This window comes from Nocardia elegans NBRC 108235 (assembly GCF_001612845.1).
Classification (GTDB): Bacteria; Actinomycetota; Actinomycetes; order Mycobacteriales; family Mycobacteriaceae; genus Nocardia; species Nocardia nova.
Genome location: NZ_BDBF01000010.1, coordinates 1 through 15,124, shown reverse-complemented (window position 1 = coordinate 15,124; position 15,124 = coordinate 1). Strand labels below are relative to the sequence as shown.

16 protein-coding genes are annotated in these 15,124 nt (G+C 68.8%); 12 read left to right on the top strand and 4 right to left on the bottom strand.

The features are described from left to right. The first annotated feature begins 24 nt into the window (after positions 1-24). From NE2_RS08405 to NE2_RS08390, 4 genes are all read left to right on the top strand, one after another. Positions 25-1,152 (top strand): LLM class flavin-dependent oxidoreductase, encoded by a 1,128-nt coding sequence (locus NE2_RS08405; RefSeq protein ID WP_063025414.1) that lies wholly within the window; start codon positions 25-27, stop codon positions 1,150-1,152. 109 nt (positions 1,153-1,261) lie between these two features. Continuing rightward, the gene (locus tag NE2_RS08400; RefSeq protein ID WP_063025412.1) at positions 1,262-2,023 is read left to right on the top strand and encodes a glucose 1-dehydrogenase; all 762 of its coding nucleotides are present in this window, start codon (positions 1,262-1,264) and stop codon (positions 2,021-2,023) included. 26 nt (positions 2,024-2,049) lie between these two features. Next, on the top strand, positions 2,050-3,003 hold the full coding sequence (gene lipP1, locus NE2_RS08395; RefSeq protein WP_063025552.1) for a LipP1 family hormone-sensitive lipase: 954 nt from the start codon (positions 2,050-2,052) through the stop codon (positions 3,001-3,003). Between the two features lie 136 nt (positions 3,004-3,139). Further along, positions 3,140-4,363 carry an RtcB family protein gene (locus tag NE2_RS08390; protein WP_063025410.1) on the top strand — a complete coding sequence of 408 codons (1,224 nt, stop codon included), beginning with the start codon at positions 3,140-3,142 and terminating at the stop codon, positions 4,361-4,363. 49 nt (positions 4,364-4,412) lie between these two features. Here the strand turns inward: NE2_RS08390 and NE2_RS08385 are convergent, their stop codons facing one another. Then, on the bottom strand, positions 4,413-4,892 hold the full coding sequence (locus tag NE2_RS08385) for a hypothetical protein (RefSeq protein ID WP_030512770.1): 480 nt from the start codon (positions 4,890-4,892) through the stop codon (positions 4,413-4,415). 149 nt (positions 4,893-5,041) lie between these two features. On the opposite strand from NE2_RS08385, the gene NE2_RS08380 reads away from it, so the two are divergent. The 4 genes from NE2_RS08380 (at position 5,042) to NE2_RS08365 (ending at position 10,111) form a co-directional block, all read left to right on the top strand. After that, positions 5,042-5,929 carry an alpha/beta fold hydrolase gene (locus tag NE2_RS08380; RefSeq protein ID WP_063025408.1) on the top strand — a complete coding sequence of 296 codons (888 nt, stop codon included), beginning with the start codon at positions 5,042-5,044 and terminating at the stop codon, positions 5,927-5,929. 115 nt (positions 5,930-6,044) lie between these two features. Beyond that, on the top strand, positions 6,045-8,159 hold the full coding sequence (locus NE2_RS08375) for a RecQ family ATP-dependent DNA helicase (protein ID WP_063025406.1): 2,115 nt from the start codon (positions 6,045-6,047) through the stop codon (positions 8,157-8,159). Between the two features lie 57 nt (positions 8,160-8,216). Next, positions 8,217-9,185, top strand: coding sequence for a non-homologous end-joining DNA ligase (gene ligD / locus NE2_RS08370; protein WP_063025404.1), 969 nt, complete (start codon positions 8,217-8,219; stop codon positions 9,183-9,185). Further along, positions 9,182-10,111, top strand: a complete 930-nt coding sequence (locus NE2_RS08365) for a D-isomer specific 2-hydroxyacid dehydrogenase family protein (RefSeq protein ID WP_063025402.1) — start codon at positions 9,182-9,184, stop codon at positions 10,109-10,111. Before ligD ends, NE2_RS08365 begins: the two co-directional genes overlap by 4 nt. A gap of 13 nt (positions 10,112-10,124) precedes the next feature. On the opposite strand, the gene NE2_RS08360 is transcribed toward NE2_RS08365, so the two are convergent. Beyond that, entirely contained in the window at positions 10,125-10,586 is a 462-nt protein-coding gene (locus tag NE2_RS08360; protein WP_063025400.1) for a nuclear transport factor 2 family protein, read from the bottom strand. 91 nt (positions 10,587-10,677) lie between these two features. Between NE2_RS08360 and NE2_RS08355 the strand changes: the two genes are divergently transcribed. Further along, entirely contained in the window at positions 10,678-11,283 is a 606-nt protein-coding gene (locus NE2_RS08355; protein ID WP_063025397.1) for a TetR/AcrR family transcriptional regulator, read from the top strand. A gap of 51 nt (positions 11,284-11,334) precedes the next feature. Here the strand turns inward: NE2_RS08355 and NE2_RS08350 are convergent, their stop codons facing one another. After that, entirely contained in the window at positions 11,335-12,609 is a 1,275-nt protein-coding gene (locus NE2_RS08350) for an alpha/beta hydrolase family protein (RefSeq protein WP_063025395.1), read from the bottom strand. An 80-nt stretch (positions 12,610-12,689) separates the two neighbouring features. On the opposite strand from NE2_RS08350, the gene NE2_RS08345 reads away from it, so the two are divergent. The 3 genes from NE2_RS08345 to NE2_RS08340 all read left to right on the top strand — a co-directional run bounded on the left by NE2_RS08345 (position 12,690) and on the right by NE2_RS08340 (position 14,632). After that, complete coding sequence (locus NE2_RS08345; protein ID WP_063025393.1) at positions 12,690-13,256, top strand: helix-turn-helix domain-containing protein; 567 nt, start codon at positions 12,690-12,692, stop codon at positions 13,254-13,256. 27 nt (positions 13,257-13,283) lie between these two features. Further along, positions 13,284-13,415, top strand: coding sequence for a hypothetical protein (locus NE2_RS37430; RefSeq protein WP_267468902.1), 132 nt, complete (start codon positions 13,284-13,286; stop codon positions 13,413-13,415). A gap of 122 nt (positions 13,416-13,537) precedes the next feature. After that, the gene (locus NE2_RS08340) at positions 13,538-14,632 is read left to right on the top strand and encodes a methyltransferase (protein WP_063025391.1); all 1,095 of its coding nucleotides are present in this window, start codon (positions 13,538-13,540) and stop codon (positions 14,630-14,632) included. 12 nt (positions 14,633-14,644) lie between these two features. Here the strand turns inward: NE2_RS08340 and NE2_RS36210 are convergent. Continuing rightward, positions 14,645-15,124 (bottom strand): hypothetical protein (locus tag NE2_RS36210; RefSeq protein ID WP_063025389.1); only part of this gene is annotated, 480 nt, incomplete at its 5' end.

Below are 15,124 nucleotides of genomic sequence, written 5' to 3'. Positions count from 1 at the left end.
CACGCGACGACAGGGAGCACGCGGATGAAGTTCTCGATGATCTTCGAAGCCCAGATGACCGATCCGACCGCCGAGCACGAGGCGCAGGTGCTGCGCGACTGTGTGGAGCAAGCCGTGCTGGCCGACGAGATGGGCTTCGACACCGTATGGGCCGTCGAGCACCACGGGCTCAAGTGGTACGCGCATATGAGCGCCCCCGAGATCTTCCTGACCTGGGTGGCGGCCAAGACACAGCACATCCGGATCGGCCACGGCGTGGTGTGCATGCCCTTCAACTTCAACCATCCGGTGCGCGCGGCCGAGCGTGCGGCGATGCTGGACGTGCTCTCCGGCGGCCGGCTGAATCTTGGCGCCGGGCGCGGTGCGACACCGGTCGAGACCTCCATGTGCGGGGTGGACCCGGCACGCACCTATGCCGAGGTCGAGGAGTCGCTGCGGATGATCGGCACGGCGTGGCAGGACCCCGAAGGCGTCTTCGAGTATCACGGCGACCTGCTCGACATCGAGCCGCATGCGCTGCTGCCGCGTCCGGTGCAGCGTCCGCATCCGCCGCTGTTCATGGCATGCACCAAGAAAGACACCCTGAAGCTGGCCGCCGACTACGGAATCGGCGCTCTGGTACTGGGTTTCGCGGGTGTGGAGGAGATCGCGGAACTGCGCCGCACCTACGACGAGGCGATCGCGGCCCGCACCGGCGAGCGGTTCGTCTCGACGGTGACCAACGACCACTTCGCCGCCCTGTGCCCCACCATCGTGCTCGACGACCGGGAGCGGGCACAGCAGATCGGCGCGCGTGGCCAGCGGTTCTTCGCGCAGTCGATCAAGCACTACTACGGCGCGGGTCCGGTGCCGGACGAGGCCGTGGATCCCACCGTGGACGAGATGGCGCGGATCAAGGAGGCCGCCGACGAGCACGTCGCCTACCTGCACGAGGCCAAGATTCCGGTGAAGGCGGGATCGACCTCGGTGTTCAACGCCGACCACGCCTACGGCAGCCCGGAGGACGCGATCGCCTACGTCGAACGACTGCGCGATGCCGGCGCCGACGAGATCCTGTGCCTCATCCAGATGGGCACCGTGCCGCAGGAGGCATGCCTCGAGACGATCCGGCACTGGGGCGAAAAGGTCATCCCGCACTTCCGGAATCAGTGAACCCGTCACAGCCGAACCACGCGCCGATCTCGCTCATCGAGACTGCCGCGAGCCGAGTACGCCGAATGCGGCGCAGGATCTCGGCATATTTCCGAGGAGGAGAAGTCGAATGGTCGATCTCACAGGCAAAGTCGCGTTGATCACCGGCGCGGCACGCGGGCAGGGCGCGGCGGAGGCACGCCTGTTCGTCGAACGCGGTGCGCGGGTCGTGCTCACCGACGTTCTCGACGCCGACGGAAAGCAGTTGGCCGACGAGCTCGGCGAGGCGGCGCGCTTCGTCCGCCACGACGTCACCTCCGCCGACGATTGGAATGCCGCTGTCGCCGTGGCCCTTTCGGAATTCGGTGCGCTGAACGTACTGGTGAACAACGCCGCCATCTACACCGCGAAACCGCTCACCGACACCACGCCGGAAGAACTCGAGAAGATTCTCCAGGTCAATCTGGTGGGCGCGTTCCGAGGCATCCGGTCGGTCGTGGGGCCGATGTCCGGGGCGGGCGGGTCGATCGTGAACATCTCGTCGCAGGCCGGGCTCGAGGGGCTGATGGGTCACTCCGCGTACGGCAGCTCCAAATGGGGGCTGCGCGGTCTCACCAAGACCGCGGCACTCGAACTGGGGCCCAGAGGAATTCGCGTCAACTCCGTTCACCCCGGCCCGATCGCGACCCCGATGGTCCCGTATCTGACCACCGGTCCGGGCAGCTTCCCGACTCTGCCACTGCAGCGCACCGGTGTGCCGGAAGAGGTCGCGGAGCTGGTCGCCTTCCTCGCCTCGGACGCATCGTCGTATGTCACCGGCGCGGAAGTCACCATCGACGGCGGACTCGCCGCCGGAAAGTTCATGCCTCCGGAGCTGCAGGAGGCACCGTGAGCATACGCGGTGACGGGCGGTATCCCATGCCGATGACGCCGCATACACGCGCGGTGGTCGATGCGGCGACCGCCGCGTTTCCCAAGCTCGGAACCGAAGTGCTCGACGCGGCCCAGGCCCGGCGACAGCTCGCGTCCCGCCCAGCGGCGCCGGTCGTGCCGATTCCGGTTGCGACGGTGCGGAATTCGATCGTCCCGGGCCCTGATGACGTCGACATCCCGGTGCGGGTGTACACCCCGCGGGATGGCGCCGGGCCGCTGCCGGTCGTGCTGTTCTGCCATGGCGGTGGCTTCGTGATCTGCAGTCTCGACAGCCACGATCAGTTCTGCCGGACGATGGCGAACGAGACCGGCGCACTGGTGGTTTCGGTGGATTACCGGCAAGCCCCGGAACATCGGTTCCCGGCCGCCGCGCAGGACGCGTACGCCGTGCTGTGCTGGATCGGCGCGGCCATCGCGCAGTACGGTGGCGACCCCACCCGGATCGCCGTGGCCGGGGACAGCGCGGGCGGCAATCTGGCGGCGGTCGCGGCCCTGATGGCGCGCGATCTGGGCGGCCCGGCGGTGGCAGCGCAGCTGCTGATGTATCCGATGCTGGACCCGACGCGCGCCGGCGCGTCGTACCGGGACAACGCACAGGGCTATTTCGTCACCGACGATCATCTGCGCTGGTACTGGGAGCAGTACCTCGGCGATGCCGACGGCACCGATCCGTACGCGGCACCCCTGCTGGCGGATCCGGCCGGACTGCCTCCGGCGCATATCGCCACCGCGGAGTACGACCCGCTGCGCGACGAGGGCGAGGCCTACGGGGCGCATCTGGCCGCGGCCGGTGTCCCGGTCGAGGTGCACCGCTACGAGGGCATGTTCCACGGGTTCATGACCATGGGCGATGTGCTGCCCGACACCGCCGCCGCGAACGAACGCGCCTTCGCGGCGCTGCGCCGGGCGTTCGCGCTCCGCGTGGGGAGCACCCCGTGACCGTCCAGCGGAGGTCCTGGCCGATCGGTTGACGCGCGGTCGCCCGCGGCGGGCAACCGATCGAATATTCGAGTGCGTCCTCGCCCCGAGATCCCTACCGTGAACAGGGAGAGTTCGTTCACGAAAGGATCGGATCATGTTTCCCGTCGAGCTGCGCGGCACCAAGGCGCAGACGCTCATGTGGGCCCACGAGCACGAGGTCGAGCCGGCCGCGCTGCAGCAGCTGCGCACCCTCGCCCAACTGGAATGGGTCTACGGCGTCCGCGTGATGCCCGACGTGCATCTCGGTAAGGGAGCCACGGTCGGATCCGTCATCGCGATGCAGGACGCCGTCGCCCCGGCCGCCGTGGGCGTCGACATCGGCTGCGGGATGGAAGCGGTCGCGACCTCGCTGACCGCCTCCGATCTGCCGGACGATCTGCATTCGCTGCGTTCGCGCATCGAGGCGGCCGTTCCGGTCGGATTCAACGCGCACAAGGAGCCGGTGAAGGTCACCCGCCTGCAGATGGACGTGCACGGCCGCCGGGCGACCGGCGCCACGTTGCGCGCCGGATGGTCCGCGTTCTGGAGCCGGTTCGGCGATCTCGACCCGGCGGTGCAGCAGCGAGAGTCCAAGGCGCACAAGCAGATGGGCACCCTCGGCGGCGGCAACCACTTCATCGAGGTCTGCCTCGACACCGAACAGCGCGTGTGGATTCTGCTGCACTCCGGAAGCCGCAATATCGGCAAGGAACTGGCGGAGCGGCATATCGCCGTGGCACGCACCCTGCCGCAGAACCGGGATCTGCCGGATCGCGATCTGGCGGTATTCCTTTCCGGCACACCGGAAATGGAGGCCTACCGGCGCGACCTCACCTGGGCACAGGAGTACGCGGCGCGCAATCGGGCGGTGATGCTCGACCTGGTGTGCGGTGCGGTGCGTGACGAATTCGATTCGCTGGCGGTGCGTTTCGACGAGCCCATCTCCTGCCACCACAACTACGTGTCGGAAGAGATCATCGACGGCATGCCGATGCTGGTGACCCGCAAGGGCGCTGTCCGGGCCGGGGCCGGTGACCTCGCTCTGATTCCGGGATCCATGGGTACCCGCTCGTATGTGGTGCGGGGCAAGGGAAATCCCGCCTCGTTCCAGTCCGCATCGCACGGTGCGGGCCGACGCATGAGCCGCAATGCGGCCAAGCGGCAGTTCACCGTCGCGGATCTGATCGCGCAGACCGACGGTGTGGAGTCGCGCAAGGACGCCGGGGTGATCGACGAGATCCCCGCGGCCTACAAGGACATCGACACCGTCATCGCGGCGCAGAGCGATCTGGTCGACGTGGTCGCGACGCTGCGTCAGGTGCTGTGCGTGAAGGGCTGATGCGGATTCGTTCCGGCATGCCGTGGTCGGCGTGCCGGAACGCCCGGAGCTATTTGCGCAGCACCCCCACCATGCCCGCGCCCAGCAGCATCATGCCCGAGATGAGCGCGAAGCCGTAGGTCACCCAGGAGTGCAGCGCCACCTGCATCGTGGCATCGGTGAAGGGGAGGTCGCCGATCAGGCGGAAGGTGTCGTCCGGGTACAGCAGATGCAGCACACCGGGGAAGATCCCCCACACCAGACTGGCCACGATCGTGCCGACCGGCGAGAAAGCCGCCATCGCCGCGACGAACAACAACAGCAGGGAGCCGCCGAAGATCTCCAGCGCCGCGGTCCAGCGATCGGTCACCGCACCGACGATGACCCAGTACCGGATATCGGCTCCCCCCTTGGCGGCGAACGCGATTCCGATAGGCGTCACGATCAGCCCGAACAGCACGCCCGAGAGGGTCCGGCTGGTGACACCGCGGCTTTGGAACTGCGCCCCCGGTGGGGCCCAATCCGCAGGTGATTCGAACTTCTTGGCCATCGCCCGTTCCTCCCGCATTCCCGCGCATGCCAGTGGACCTCGCAGTCCGATCGCCCTCATTGTCCTGCCTCGCGGCCGAAAATGCCCGACGCCGGGCGGAAAACGTTCGTGGCGTGGCGGTCCCGGGTTGCCGATGGTTAGCATCGGCTATGCCCTCGACATCCGGATCTGCCCGACCGCCCGAAATTCCCGGAGTGCGCCGCAGTTTCATCGAGGCCCGCGGCGTGCGATTCCACGTCACCGAGGCCGGTGTGCCCGACGGCCGGCCGGTGCTGCTGCTGCACGGATGGCCTCAGCACCACTACGCCTATCGGCATCTGCTCGCCGATCCCCCCGCCGGGCTGCGCCTCATCGCCCCGGACCTGCCGGGGTACGGATGGTCCGGACCACCTCCGCATCGCTGGGCCAAGGAGGACGTCGCCTCCGATCTGCTGGCGCTGGTCGACGAACTCGAACTGTCCCGGCTGCTGCTCGCCGGTCACGACTGGGGCGGGTTCGTCGGATTCCTGATGGTGTTGCGGGAGCCGGAGCGGTTCGAGGGCTATCTGCCGCTCAATATCGCGCACCCGTGGATCACCGCCAAGACGTTCGCGCCGCATGCGTGGCGCTTCCTGATGTACCAGCCGCTGGTGGCCACATTCGGCGTACCGCTGCAGCGGTACACGCCGTTCGTCGATCGCCTGTTGCGGCTCAACGCCGAGTCCCGGCGCACATTCACCCCGGAACTCGCCCGGATCTACGGCGAGCGGTTCCGCGATCCGGCGGTGGCCCGCGCGGCCACCGACACCTACCGCACCTTCTGGTTGCGGGAACTTCCCGCCGCCCGTCATCCGGAACGCCGCCGCGCGACGATCCCGATCCGTGCGCTGTTCGGCACCGGCGACGCGGCCATCCACCCGGCGCTGGCGGCCGCGGAGACCGCGCGGGCCGACGACTACACCGTCGAATATGTCCACGGCTGCGGGCATTTCATCCCGGAGGAGCGACCGGACCTCGTCCGGGACCGGCTGCTGGCGCTGGCCGCCGAAACCGGTTAGATAGCGCCGCGACCGGGCGGTCCTCCGCCAGGCCGGCCGATTCTCGGACCGAGTTTCCGGGCACCGGGTGCGGCTGTAGCCGGATGGTGGCCAGGCGTCGGAGGGGTCGGGCACGATGGAGCGCGTGACTACCACCGAGCTGCGCGAATCCGCCGAATCCCTGCTGCGCGAGCTGGCCGGGCCCGAGGCGCGGCTGCGCGAGGATCAGTGGACGGCCATCGAAGCGCTGGTCGTCCAGCGGCGGCGGGCGCTCGTCGTCCAGCGCACCGGCTGGGGCAAATCGGCGGTGTACTTCATCGCCGCCCGGTTGCTGCGGTCGCAGGGGCGCGGGCCGACGGTGATCGTGTCGCCGCTGCTGGCGTTGATGCGCAACCAGGTCGCCGCCGCGCGCCGGGCGGGCGTGATCGCGGAGACGATCAACTCCGGCAACGTCACCGAATGGGACGAGATCCACCAGCGGGTCGCCGCCGGTGAGGTCGATGTGCTGCTCGTCAGTCCGGAACGGTTGAACAATCCCGATTTCCGCGATTCGGTGCTGCCCAAACTGGCCGCCGACGCCGGCCTGGTCGTGGTCGACGAGGCGCACTGCATCTCCGACTGGGGGCACGATTTCCGCCCCGACTACCGCCGCATCCGCACCCTGATCGCCGACCTCGGTGAGGACATCCCGGTGCTGGCGACCACCGCGACCGCCAACGACCGCGTGGTCACCGACGTCGCCACGCAGATCGGCACCGACACCCTGGTGTTGCGCGGCACCCTGGACCGGGAGTCGCTGCATCTGTCCGTCGTGCGGATCGACGACGCCGTCCAGCGCACCACCTGGCTCAGCCGGCAACTGGGCGAGCTGCCCGGCTCCGGAATCATCTACACCCTCACCGTCGCAGCCGCCCACGACCTGGCCGACGTCCTCGCCGACCACGGCTACCCCGTCGCGGCCTACACCGGCCGCACCGAACCCGGGGAACGCGAAACCCTCGAACAGGCGCTGCTGGACAACGAAGTCAAGGCGCTGGTCGCCACGTCGGCGCTCGGCATGGGCTTCGACAAGCCCGACCTCGGCTTCGTGGTCCACGTCGGCGCCCCCTCCTCCCCCATCGCCTACTACCAGCAGGTCGGCCGCGCCGGACGCGGACTGGTCGCGAGCGGCTCCGGCCCTTCCAACCGCGCGGAGGTCATCCTGTTGCCCGGTCCCGAGGACCGGCGGATCTGGAATTACTTTGCCTCCGTGGCCTTTCCGCGGGAGCAGGTGGTGCGGTCGGTGCTGGCCGCGCTGGACTACGAACGGCCCCTGTCCACGGTGGCCCTCGAACCGCTGGTGGAACTGAGCCGGTCGCGGTTGGAGATGGTGCTCAAGGTGCTGGATGTGGACGGCGCCGTGCGGCGGGTGCGCGGCGGCTGGCTGGCCACCGGGCAACCGTGGACCTACGACACCGAACGCTACGAGCGCCTCGACCGGGCGCGCGAAGCGGAACAGAACGCCATGCTCGAGTATCAGAGCACCACCGAGTGCCGGATGAACTTCCTGCGCCGCCAACTCGACGATCCGGGCCTCGCCCCGGACGCGCCCGGCTGTGGTCGCTGCGACAACTGCACCGGCCGCCGTTTCGACGTCTCGGTCGACGCCGACGAGATGGCCACCGTCCGCGCCCGGCTGGACCGGCCCGGAATCGATCTGCTCCCCCGCAAGCAATGGCCGGCCGGGCTGTCGAAGCTGGGAGTTCCGTTGTCCGGCAAGATATCCGACGGCCCGGAGGTGGGCCGGGTGTTGGGCCGGCTCAGCGATCTGGGGTGGGGCCAGCGCCTGCGAACCCTGCTCGACGCCCCCGACGGCCCCGCGCCCGACCACATCGTCGACGCCTGCATCGCCGTTCTGCGCGAATGGAATTGGACGCAACGCCCCGGGGCGGTGATGGCACTGCAATCGGCGACGCATCCCGCGCTGGCCGCCGACCTGGCCGCCCGCCTGGCGCGCATCGGCCGTCTCACCGACCTCGGGGTCATGCACACCCGGCCCGACCGGCCACCGGTGTCGGCGGCCAACTCGGCCCACCGCGTCGCAGCCCTGTTCGACTCGTGGGAAACCCCCGACCTCACCGGCCTCGACACTCCCGTCCTGCTGGTCGACACCCACACCGACACCGGCTGGACCCTCACCCTCGCGGCGTGCACCCTCCGCCACGCCGGCGCCCCCGCCGTCCTCCCCTTCGCCCTGGCGACCCCGACGTGAGGCCCGCACGCGGCGCGTACAGTGCCCGGCGATCGATCACCCACTATCGTCGATCCGGTGACCAGTAAGTCGACGCCGGCGGTGGAGTTGACAGTCGGCGAGCATACGGTGCGGGTGTCGAATCCCGATCGGGTGTACTTCCCGGAACTCGGGGCGACGAAACTCGATCTGGTGCAGTACTACCTGAGCGTCGGCGACGGGATCGTCAACGCCCTACGGGACCGGCCGTGCATGCTGCACCGCTTCCCGAAGGGATTGCCGGGCGGGAAGGTACATCAGAAGCGGCTGCCGGCGGGGGCACCGGACTGGATTCCGACCGTGCGCGTGCACTTTCCGCGCTACAACCGGTATGCGGACGAGCTGTGCGTGCGAGAACTGGCGGACGTGATCTGGGCGGTGCAGATGTCGACGGTGGAGTTCCATCCGTGGAACTCGCGCCGCTTCGACACCGAGAAGCCGGACGAATGGCGCATCGATCTGGATCCGATGCCGGATTGCCCGTGGTCGCGGGTTCAGCGCGTCGCGGAGGTCGCACACGAGGTTCTCGACGAGCTGGGCGCGGTCGGCTGGCCCAAAACCTCCGGCGGGCACGGCCTGCACATCTACGTGCGCATCGCCCCCGAGCACGGCTTCCAGCAGGTGCGCCGCGCCGCGCTGGCCTTCGCGCAGGAGGTGGAGCGCCGCGCCCCCGATGATGTGACCACGACGTGGTGGCGCCGCGACCGCGATCCGGCACTGCTGTTCGTCGACTACAACCAGAACGCCCGCGATCACACGATCGCCGCCGCCTACTCGGTACGGGGGAATGCGGCCGCGACCGTCTCGACCCCGGTGCGGTGGAACGAGATTCCGGATATCGAACCGAACGACTTCACGATCAACACCGTCCCCGCCCGCTACGCCGAACTCGGCGATCTGCACGCGGGCATCGACGACGCGGTCTTCGACCTGACTACGCTGCTGGAGTGGGCGGACCGCGACCGGGTCGAGGTGGACCTCGACGACGAAGGAGCACACGAGGCATGACGGGCGCACCCCGCATCGCACTGGCACCGATCACCGACGACCTTGTGGCACAGGCGATCACCGGCGCGGGAGCACAACTCGCGGAGCTGGGTGATGCCAGGGCGCTGGTGTGGGACGGTGGTCCGAACGGATTCCCCGACCTGCCCGCATCGATCGAATGGGTGCAGCTGTACTCCGCCGGGGTCGAGGAGTTCTTCGCCGCCGGCATCTTCGAACGCCGTCCCCATGTGGTGTTCACCTCGGCCGCAGGCGCTTTCGCGAAAAGTGTTGCCGAGGGCACGATGGCGCTGCTGCTCGCCGGTGTGCGGTATCTGCCGGAACATATCCGCGCCCACAGCTGGCGGCAGGGCGAGTTCTTTCCCCATATCGGGACCCTGCGCGGGGCGACCGTCGCTGTCGTCGGCGCGGGCGGTATCGGTCGTGAGGTCATCGCCATGCTGGAGCCGTTCGGGGCTCGGGTGATCGCCGTCAACCGCTCCGGCCGGCCGATCGAGGCTCCCAACGTGGCGGACACGGTTCCGGCGGAACGGCTTTCGGACGTGTGGACTCGCGCCGATCACGTGGTCGTCGCCGCCCCCGCGACCGACGGCACCCGGCACCTGATCGGCAAAGACGAACTCGCCCAGCTGAAACCGCATTCGTGGGTGGTCAATGTCGCCCGCGGCTCGCTCATCGACACCGAAGCTCTGGTTGCCGCACTGCGGCAGGGCGCCATCGGCGGCGCGGGCCTGGACGTGACCGATCCCGAACCGCTCCCCGATGGTCATCCGCTCTGGGACCTCCCTAATGTGATCATCACTCCGCACGATTCCAACCCGCCGCAGCTGCGGACGGCCGCGTTCGCCGAACACGTCGCCGAGAACGTCCGCCGCTTCGCGCAGGGGCGTGAGCTCATCGCCCGAATCGATCCGGCCGCCGGTTACTGATCACCGCCGACGGCTACCGCAGGGGGATGTCGACCCCGTGCTCCGCGGCCGGGCGCGGACCGAATATCCGGCGTTCGGCCTCGGTGATGGGCACATCGTTGATGCTCGCCTCTCGGCGTGCCATCAACCCCTGGTCGGTGAATTCCCACAGCTCGTTGCCGTAGCTGCGCCACCACTGACCGGTACGGTCGTGCCATTCGTACTGGAACCGGACGGCCATGCGGTTTTCGCGAAAGCCCCACAGGCTCTTGCGCAGCGCGTAGTCGAGTTCGCGTTCCCACTTCGCGGTCAGGAATTCGACGATCTGTTCCCGGCCGGTGATGAATTCGTCCCGGTTCCGCCAGGCCGAGTCGGGTGTGTACGCGAGCGCAACCCGCCGCGGGTCGCGGGTGTTCCACGCATCCTCGGCCGCCTGCACCTTCTGCGTGGCGGTTTCCAGGGTGAACGGCGGATAGGGCGGGCGTGCTTCGGACATCGGATTCCTGCCTTTCAACGGAGAACGCTCATTCTCTACCGATGCGTTACGGTAGGGAACGTACGTTCTCGATGTCAAGGGAGTCCGGTCCATGCCCGCCACACTCAGTGCCGAACGGAATGCGTCCGACCGCACGGCGCTGCTCGACGCCGCCGAGCAGTTGATGTACGCGCACGGCGTGCAGGCAGTGGGCATGGACCGGATCCGCGAAGCGTCCGGTCTGTCGCTGAAGCGGATCTACTCGATGTACCCGACCAAGGAGGACCTCGTCGTGGCGATGCTGCGCCGCCGCGACGAGCGATGGCGACATGCGCTGGCCGAGCATGTCGAACGGCACGAGGACCCCTCGCGGCGGGTTCTGGCGATCTTCGAGTGGCTTCGGAACTGGTTCGGTGAGAAGGGATTTCGCGGCTGTGCGTGGATCAATATCCACGGTGAACTCGGCGCCGACTCCCCCGCCGTCCTGGCGGAAGTGCGGTCGCACAAGGCGGCGTTTCGCACCATGATCGCCGAATGGGTGGACGCGACCGGGACCGACGCCGCCGACGCGATCTACCTGCTCGCCGAGGGGGCCATCGTCACCGCGGGCATCACCGGCGACCCCGAGATCGCGTCGGTAGCGGAATCCGCGGCCGCTCGGACACTTTCGGCCGCAGGGCCCGGCGAACCGAACGAACGACGGGCACGCCGGGGCTGAGTTCCGCTCCAACCATCCGGCGCCCGCTCGTTCCGACTCGCAGCCGCGCCCCTACGATCGCCCGCCGGCCGCCTGGGCCCCCCGCTCCCCGACCGCGACCGCCGCCACCCAGGATCCGATGTCGGCGATCACAGCCTCGTCGACGTGTTGTGGCGCTTCGTAATCCGACGGCGTGGAGGCACCGCTTCCCGGGAAGAACATGTGGTCGTCGGATTCGTATACGCGAATGTCCACGTCGCCCCGGCCGTCGAAAGCCTGCCGCCAACCGGCCAGATCGTCGGCGACGGTGACCTGATAATCGCGTCCGCCCTGGGCGATGAACATGGGCTTGCGCGCCGCGAGCGCGGTGGCGACCGGGTCGTATTCGCCCAGGTCCAGCCAGGTGCCGGCCGCCATCCCCAGGGGCAACTCGTCGGCCGGAGTGGATTCGGACAGATCGGCGCGTTCCACTCGTTCGGCCTGGACGAGAAGTTCCTCGGGATCGGGCAGCATTGCTCGCGCGGACTCCGGTGCGACCGTCATCAGATACCGGGCGACGCGCACGGCCGCGCGCTGCATCGGCTGGGTATCGGCGGCCAGCAGGATCACACCGGCGATCGCCGGTTCGGCCGCCGCGACGCGCGGCGCGTATCTGCCACCCAAGCTGTGCCCGAGGACGAATACCCGGCACGGATCGACGTCGGCACGCGCCCGCAGCGCCCGGACCGCCGCGATCGCCGGCGGCACGTAATCGGCGGTCGGAGTGATGTCCGCCCAGTTCCCACCGCGCGCCGCTTCGAGATGACTCGGCTTGTCGAACCGCAGCACGACAACCCCACCGGTGGCCAGGCCCCAGGCGATGTCCTTCATCGTCTTGTTCGCGCCGGCCGTACCGTCGCGGTCGAAAGGCCCACCGCCACTGAGCAATACGACCGCGGGATGCCGCGCGGCGCGACGACGCGGAACACTCACCGTGCCCGGGACCGGACCGGCCGCGGTCTCGAGGTCGATCTCCTCCTCGTCGAACGCCGCCGAGTCGACGTAGTGCGGCGGTTGCCACGGCGGCACATCGCGCGCGATGCGCAGGCCGCTCAGCTTCCCGCGCACGACCGACATAAGGATCGTCGCCTCCCGGTCCAGGACCGGCACCGCCACTACGCCGTCGCGGTCCTCCGCTGCACCGGGCGTCGCACCCGGCCCGATCTCCCGATGCCAAGCGGCGATGAGGTTTTCCAGCGACAGCAATGCGCGCAGCGAGGTCCCGAAATGCTCGTAGGCCTCGCCGAACCGGCCCGCGCACAGCATCCGGACCACGGTCTCACCCATTGCGGCGTCGTTGCGGTTCATCAGGTCCTCCCTTACACCGCATATCGCGGCTATATCTTTCTCAATTTTGAGAAAGGTAGCAAGAATGAGAAGATTTGCCAATGGGACCGATCGAACTGCTGGCACATCCGGTGCGCCTGCGCATCGTGCACGCGATGTCGGGCGGCCATACGCTGACCACCGCGCAGTTGTGCGCGCGCCTTCCCGACGTCTCGAAGGCCACGGTCTATCGCCACGTGGATCTACTGACCGCTGGCGGGATTCTCGAGGTGACCGAGGAGCGGCGGGTGCGCGGGGCGGTGGAGCGGCATTACCGGCTGCGCCGCGAGCGGGCCGTCATCGACGCCGACGCGGTGGCCGCCGCGAGCCGTGACGAGCATCGCGCCGTCTTCACCACCGCGATGACCACCCTGCTCGCGGAGTTCAACGCCTATCTCGATCGTGAGAACGCCGATCCCGCAACCGACTCCGTCGGATACCGCCAGCATGCCCTGTGGCTCGACCCGGACGAGCTGGCGGACCTCATCGCCGATTTGCGTGCCGCGATCGTTCCGCGCCTGCACAACGAGCCGGCCGACGGCCGGACACAATATCTGTTGAGCCCCATACTTTTTCCGATCGGCCACCCACACGCCGAGAGCCGGGACGGAGCCGGCACCACCGAGTGAGACGCAGCGGACACCGCATGGCGTGACATGCCCCAGCTACTCCCGCATCCGCGCGCGCCGCCCGACACCGCCCCCGGTGAGCGCCCCGATCCGACCAACAGCGACGCCGGAGCCCCCGCCTTCGACTTCATCCCGACCACACATGCCGACAACGCGTGACCGAGCAGCGGCCCCACCCCGCGACGGGCAGTCTCCACAGTCCCGCGTTACGGTGGCCGCGTTTCCGGTTTACGCCGTAGGCTGCGGAGCGCGACCCTGTCCGCCTATCGGAGGAGTTGTGCATGGTGTTCGGGTTACCGAAACTGCCGCCGCTGCCGGTGGTGCGGGCCGTCGAGACCGTTCGCTACGCGCTCGGCGAAGCCTATCGGCGGTTGGCGCCGGCGCCGCTGTCGTTGATGGAGTTGCTGGCGGCGGGGTGGCTGGCACAGGCGATTCATGCGGCGGCGGCGCTGGGGATCGCCGATGAGCTGGCGCGGGGACCGCTCACCGGCTCCGAGCTGGCGCGGCGCGTGGGTGCGGACGAGGATGCGCTGCGCCGGCTGTTGCGGCTGCTCATCAGTCACGGCATCTTCGCTCAGCGACGCGACGGACGGTATGGGCTCACCGCGCCCGCTCGTGCGCTGTGCAGCGACTCCCCGGAATCGCTGCGTGATGCCGCACTGTTCTTCGGTTCGGCCACGCACCGGGCGCATTGGACACATGTGGTCGATGCGGTACGGACCGGCAAGCCGGTGGGGCCACAGCTGGACGGGGCGCCTTTCTTCGAATACATCCGCACCGACCGTCGATTCGGTGATCTGTTCGACCGCGCGATGACCAGCATCGGATCGCTCACCACGGAATCATTGTTCGCCGCATACGATTTCGGGCGCTTTGCGACGATCGTGGACGTCGGCGGTGGGCGCGGCGCGATGCTCTCCGAGATCCTCTCGCGCGCACCCGGCACCCGGGGCATCCTGTTCGACCTGCCCGATGTGGTGGCCGACGCGGCGGAGCGGTTCGCGGCCGCCGGATTCGACGGGCGAGCCGAGGTGGCTCCGGGGTCCTTCTTCGAATCGGTTCCCGCGGGCGCGGAGGCGTATCTGCTCAAACACGTGATTCACGATTGGCCGGATGCGCGCGCCGAGCAGATCCTGCGCACCGTACGCGCCGCGATGGCCCCGCACGCCCGGCTGATCGTCGTGGAAATCGTTTTGCCCCAAGGCAATCGGCCGCATCCGGGCAAGTACACCGACCTGGAGATGTTGATCAACAGCGGCGGCCGCGAGCGCACCGCCGGTGACTACCGCGCTCTGCTCGCGCGCTGCGGTTTCACGCTGACCCGCATCACCGAGACGGTGTCACCGGAATCCGTGATCGAGGCGCGACCGGTATAAGGGCCGCCTGCGCTATCGCGGTCCGCGCGGACGCCGGCGCGGATACGGGCGGGCATTGCCGACATGCTGCTCGACCAGTTCGCCCCACCAGTTGGCGAGGGAGCCGACCAGAAACCATGCGGCCCGGATTCGTTCGTCGTCGACCGTCTCGGCGTCGCGCAGCAGGACCGTGGCGCGCACCTGCGCGGCGGCGAGTCCGTCGACGGCCGCGCCGAGAGACCGCGCATGCGCCGGGGCGCCGGTGCGGTCGCTGACCCAGCGGTCGATGTGGACGACGATTTCCCTTCTACGGCAGTCGATCTCCGCGGCGCGCACCGGGGAGCGACGGCGGGCGAGGTGCAGTTCGGCCAGTTGACGGGCGGCCCGGGTGACCGGATGGTCGTCGGCGTGGTCGCCGATATGGCCGCAGCAGGCGGCGAGTAGTTCGTGCCCGTCGGGTATTCCGGGGTGGATTTCGGCGGCCGTGCCCGGGGCGCCCGTCCCCACGGCGCC

Coding starts and splice junctions, on each gene's coding strand:
- NE2_RS08380 (WP_063025408.1), top strand. CDS start 5,042: ATGCCCTCGACATCCGGATCTGCCCGACCGCCCGAAATTCCCGGAGTG.
- NE2_RS08355 (WP_063025397.1), top strand. CDS start 10,678: ATGCCCGCCACACTCAGTGCCGAACGGAATGCGTCCGACCGCACGGCG.
- NE2_RS08390 (WP_063025410.1), top strand. CDS start 3,140: ATGTTTCCCGTCGAGCTGCGCGGCACCAAGGCGCAGACGCTCATGTGG.
- NE2_RS08345 (WP_063025393.1), top strand. CDS start 12,690: ATGGGACCGATCGAACTGCTGGCACATCCGGTGCGCCTGCGCATCGTG.
- NE2_RS08365 (WP_063025402.1), top strand. CDS start 9,182: ATGACGGGCGCACCCCGCATCGCACTGGCACCGATCACCGACGACCTT.
- lipP1 (WP_063025552.1), top strand. CDS start 2,050: ATGCCGATGACGCCGCATACACGCGCGGTGGTCGATGCGGCGACCGCC.
- NE2_RS37430 (WP_267468902.1), top strand. CDS start 13,284: ATGCCCCAGCTACTCCCGCATCCGCGCGCGCCGCCCGACACCGCCCCC.
- NE2_RS08400 (WP_063025412.1), top strand. CDS start 1,262: ATGGTCGATCTCACAGGCAAAGTCGCGTTGATCACCGGCGCGGCACGC.
- NE2_RS08405 (WP_063025414.1), top strand. CDS start 25: ATGAAGTTCTCGATGATCTTCGAAGCCCAGATGACCGATCCGACCGCC.
- NE2_RS08360 (WP_063025400.1), bottom strand. CDS start 10,586: ATGTCCGAAGCACGCCCGCCCTATCCGCCGTTCACCCTGGAAACCGCC.
- NE2_RS08350 (WP_063025395.1), bottom strand. CDS start 12,609: ATGAACCGCAACGACGCCGCAATGGGTGAGACCGTGGTCCGGATGCTG.
- NE2_RS08375 (WP_063025406.1), top strand. CDS start 6,045: ATGGAGCGCGTGACTACCACCGAGCTGCGCGAATCCGCCGAATCCCTG.
- NE2_RS08340 (WP_063025391.1), top strand. CDS start 13,538: ATGGTGTTCGGGTTACCGAAACTGCCGCCGCTGCCGGTGGTGCGGGCC.
- NE2_RS08385 (WP_030512770.1), bottom strand. CDS start 4,892: ATGGCCAAGAAGTTCGAATCACCTGCGGATTGGGCCCCACCGGGGGCG.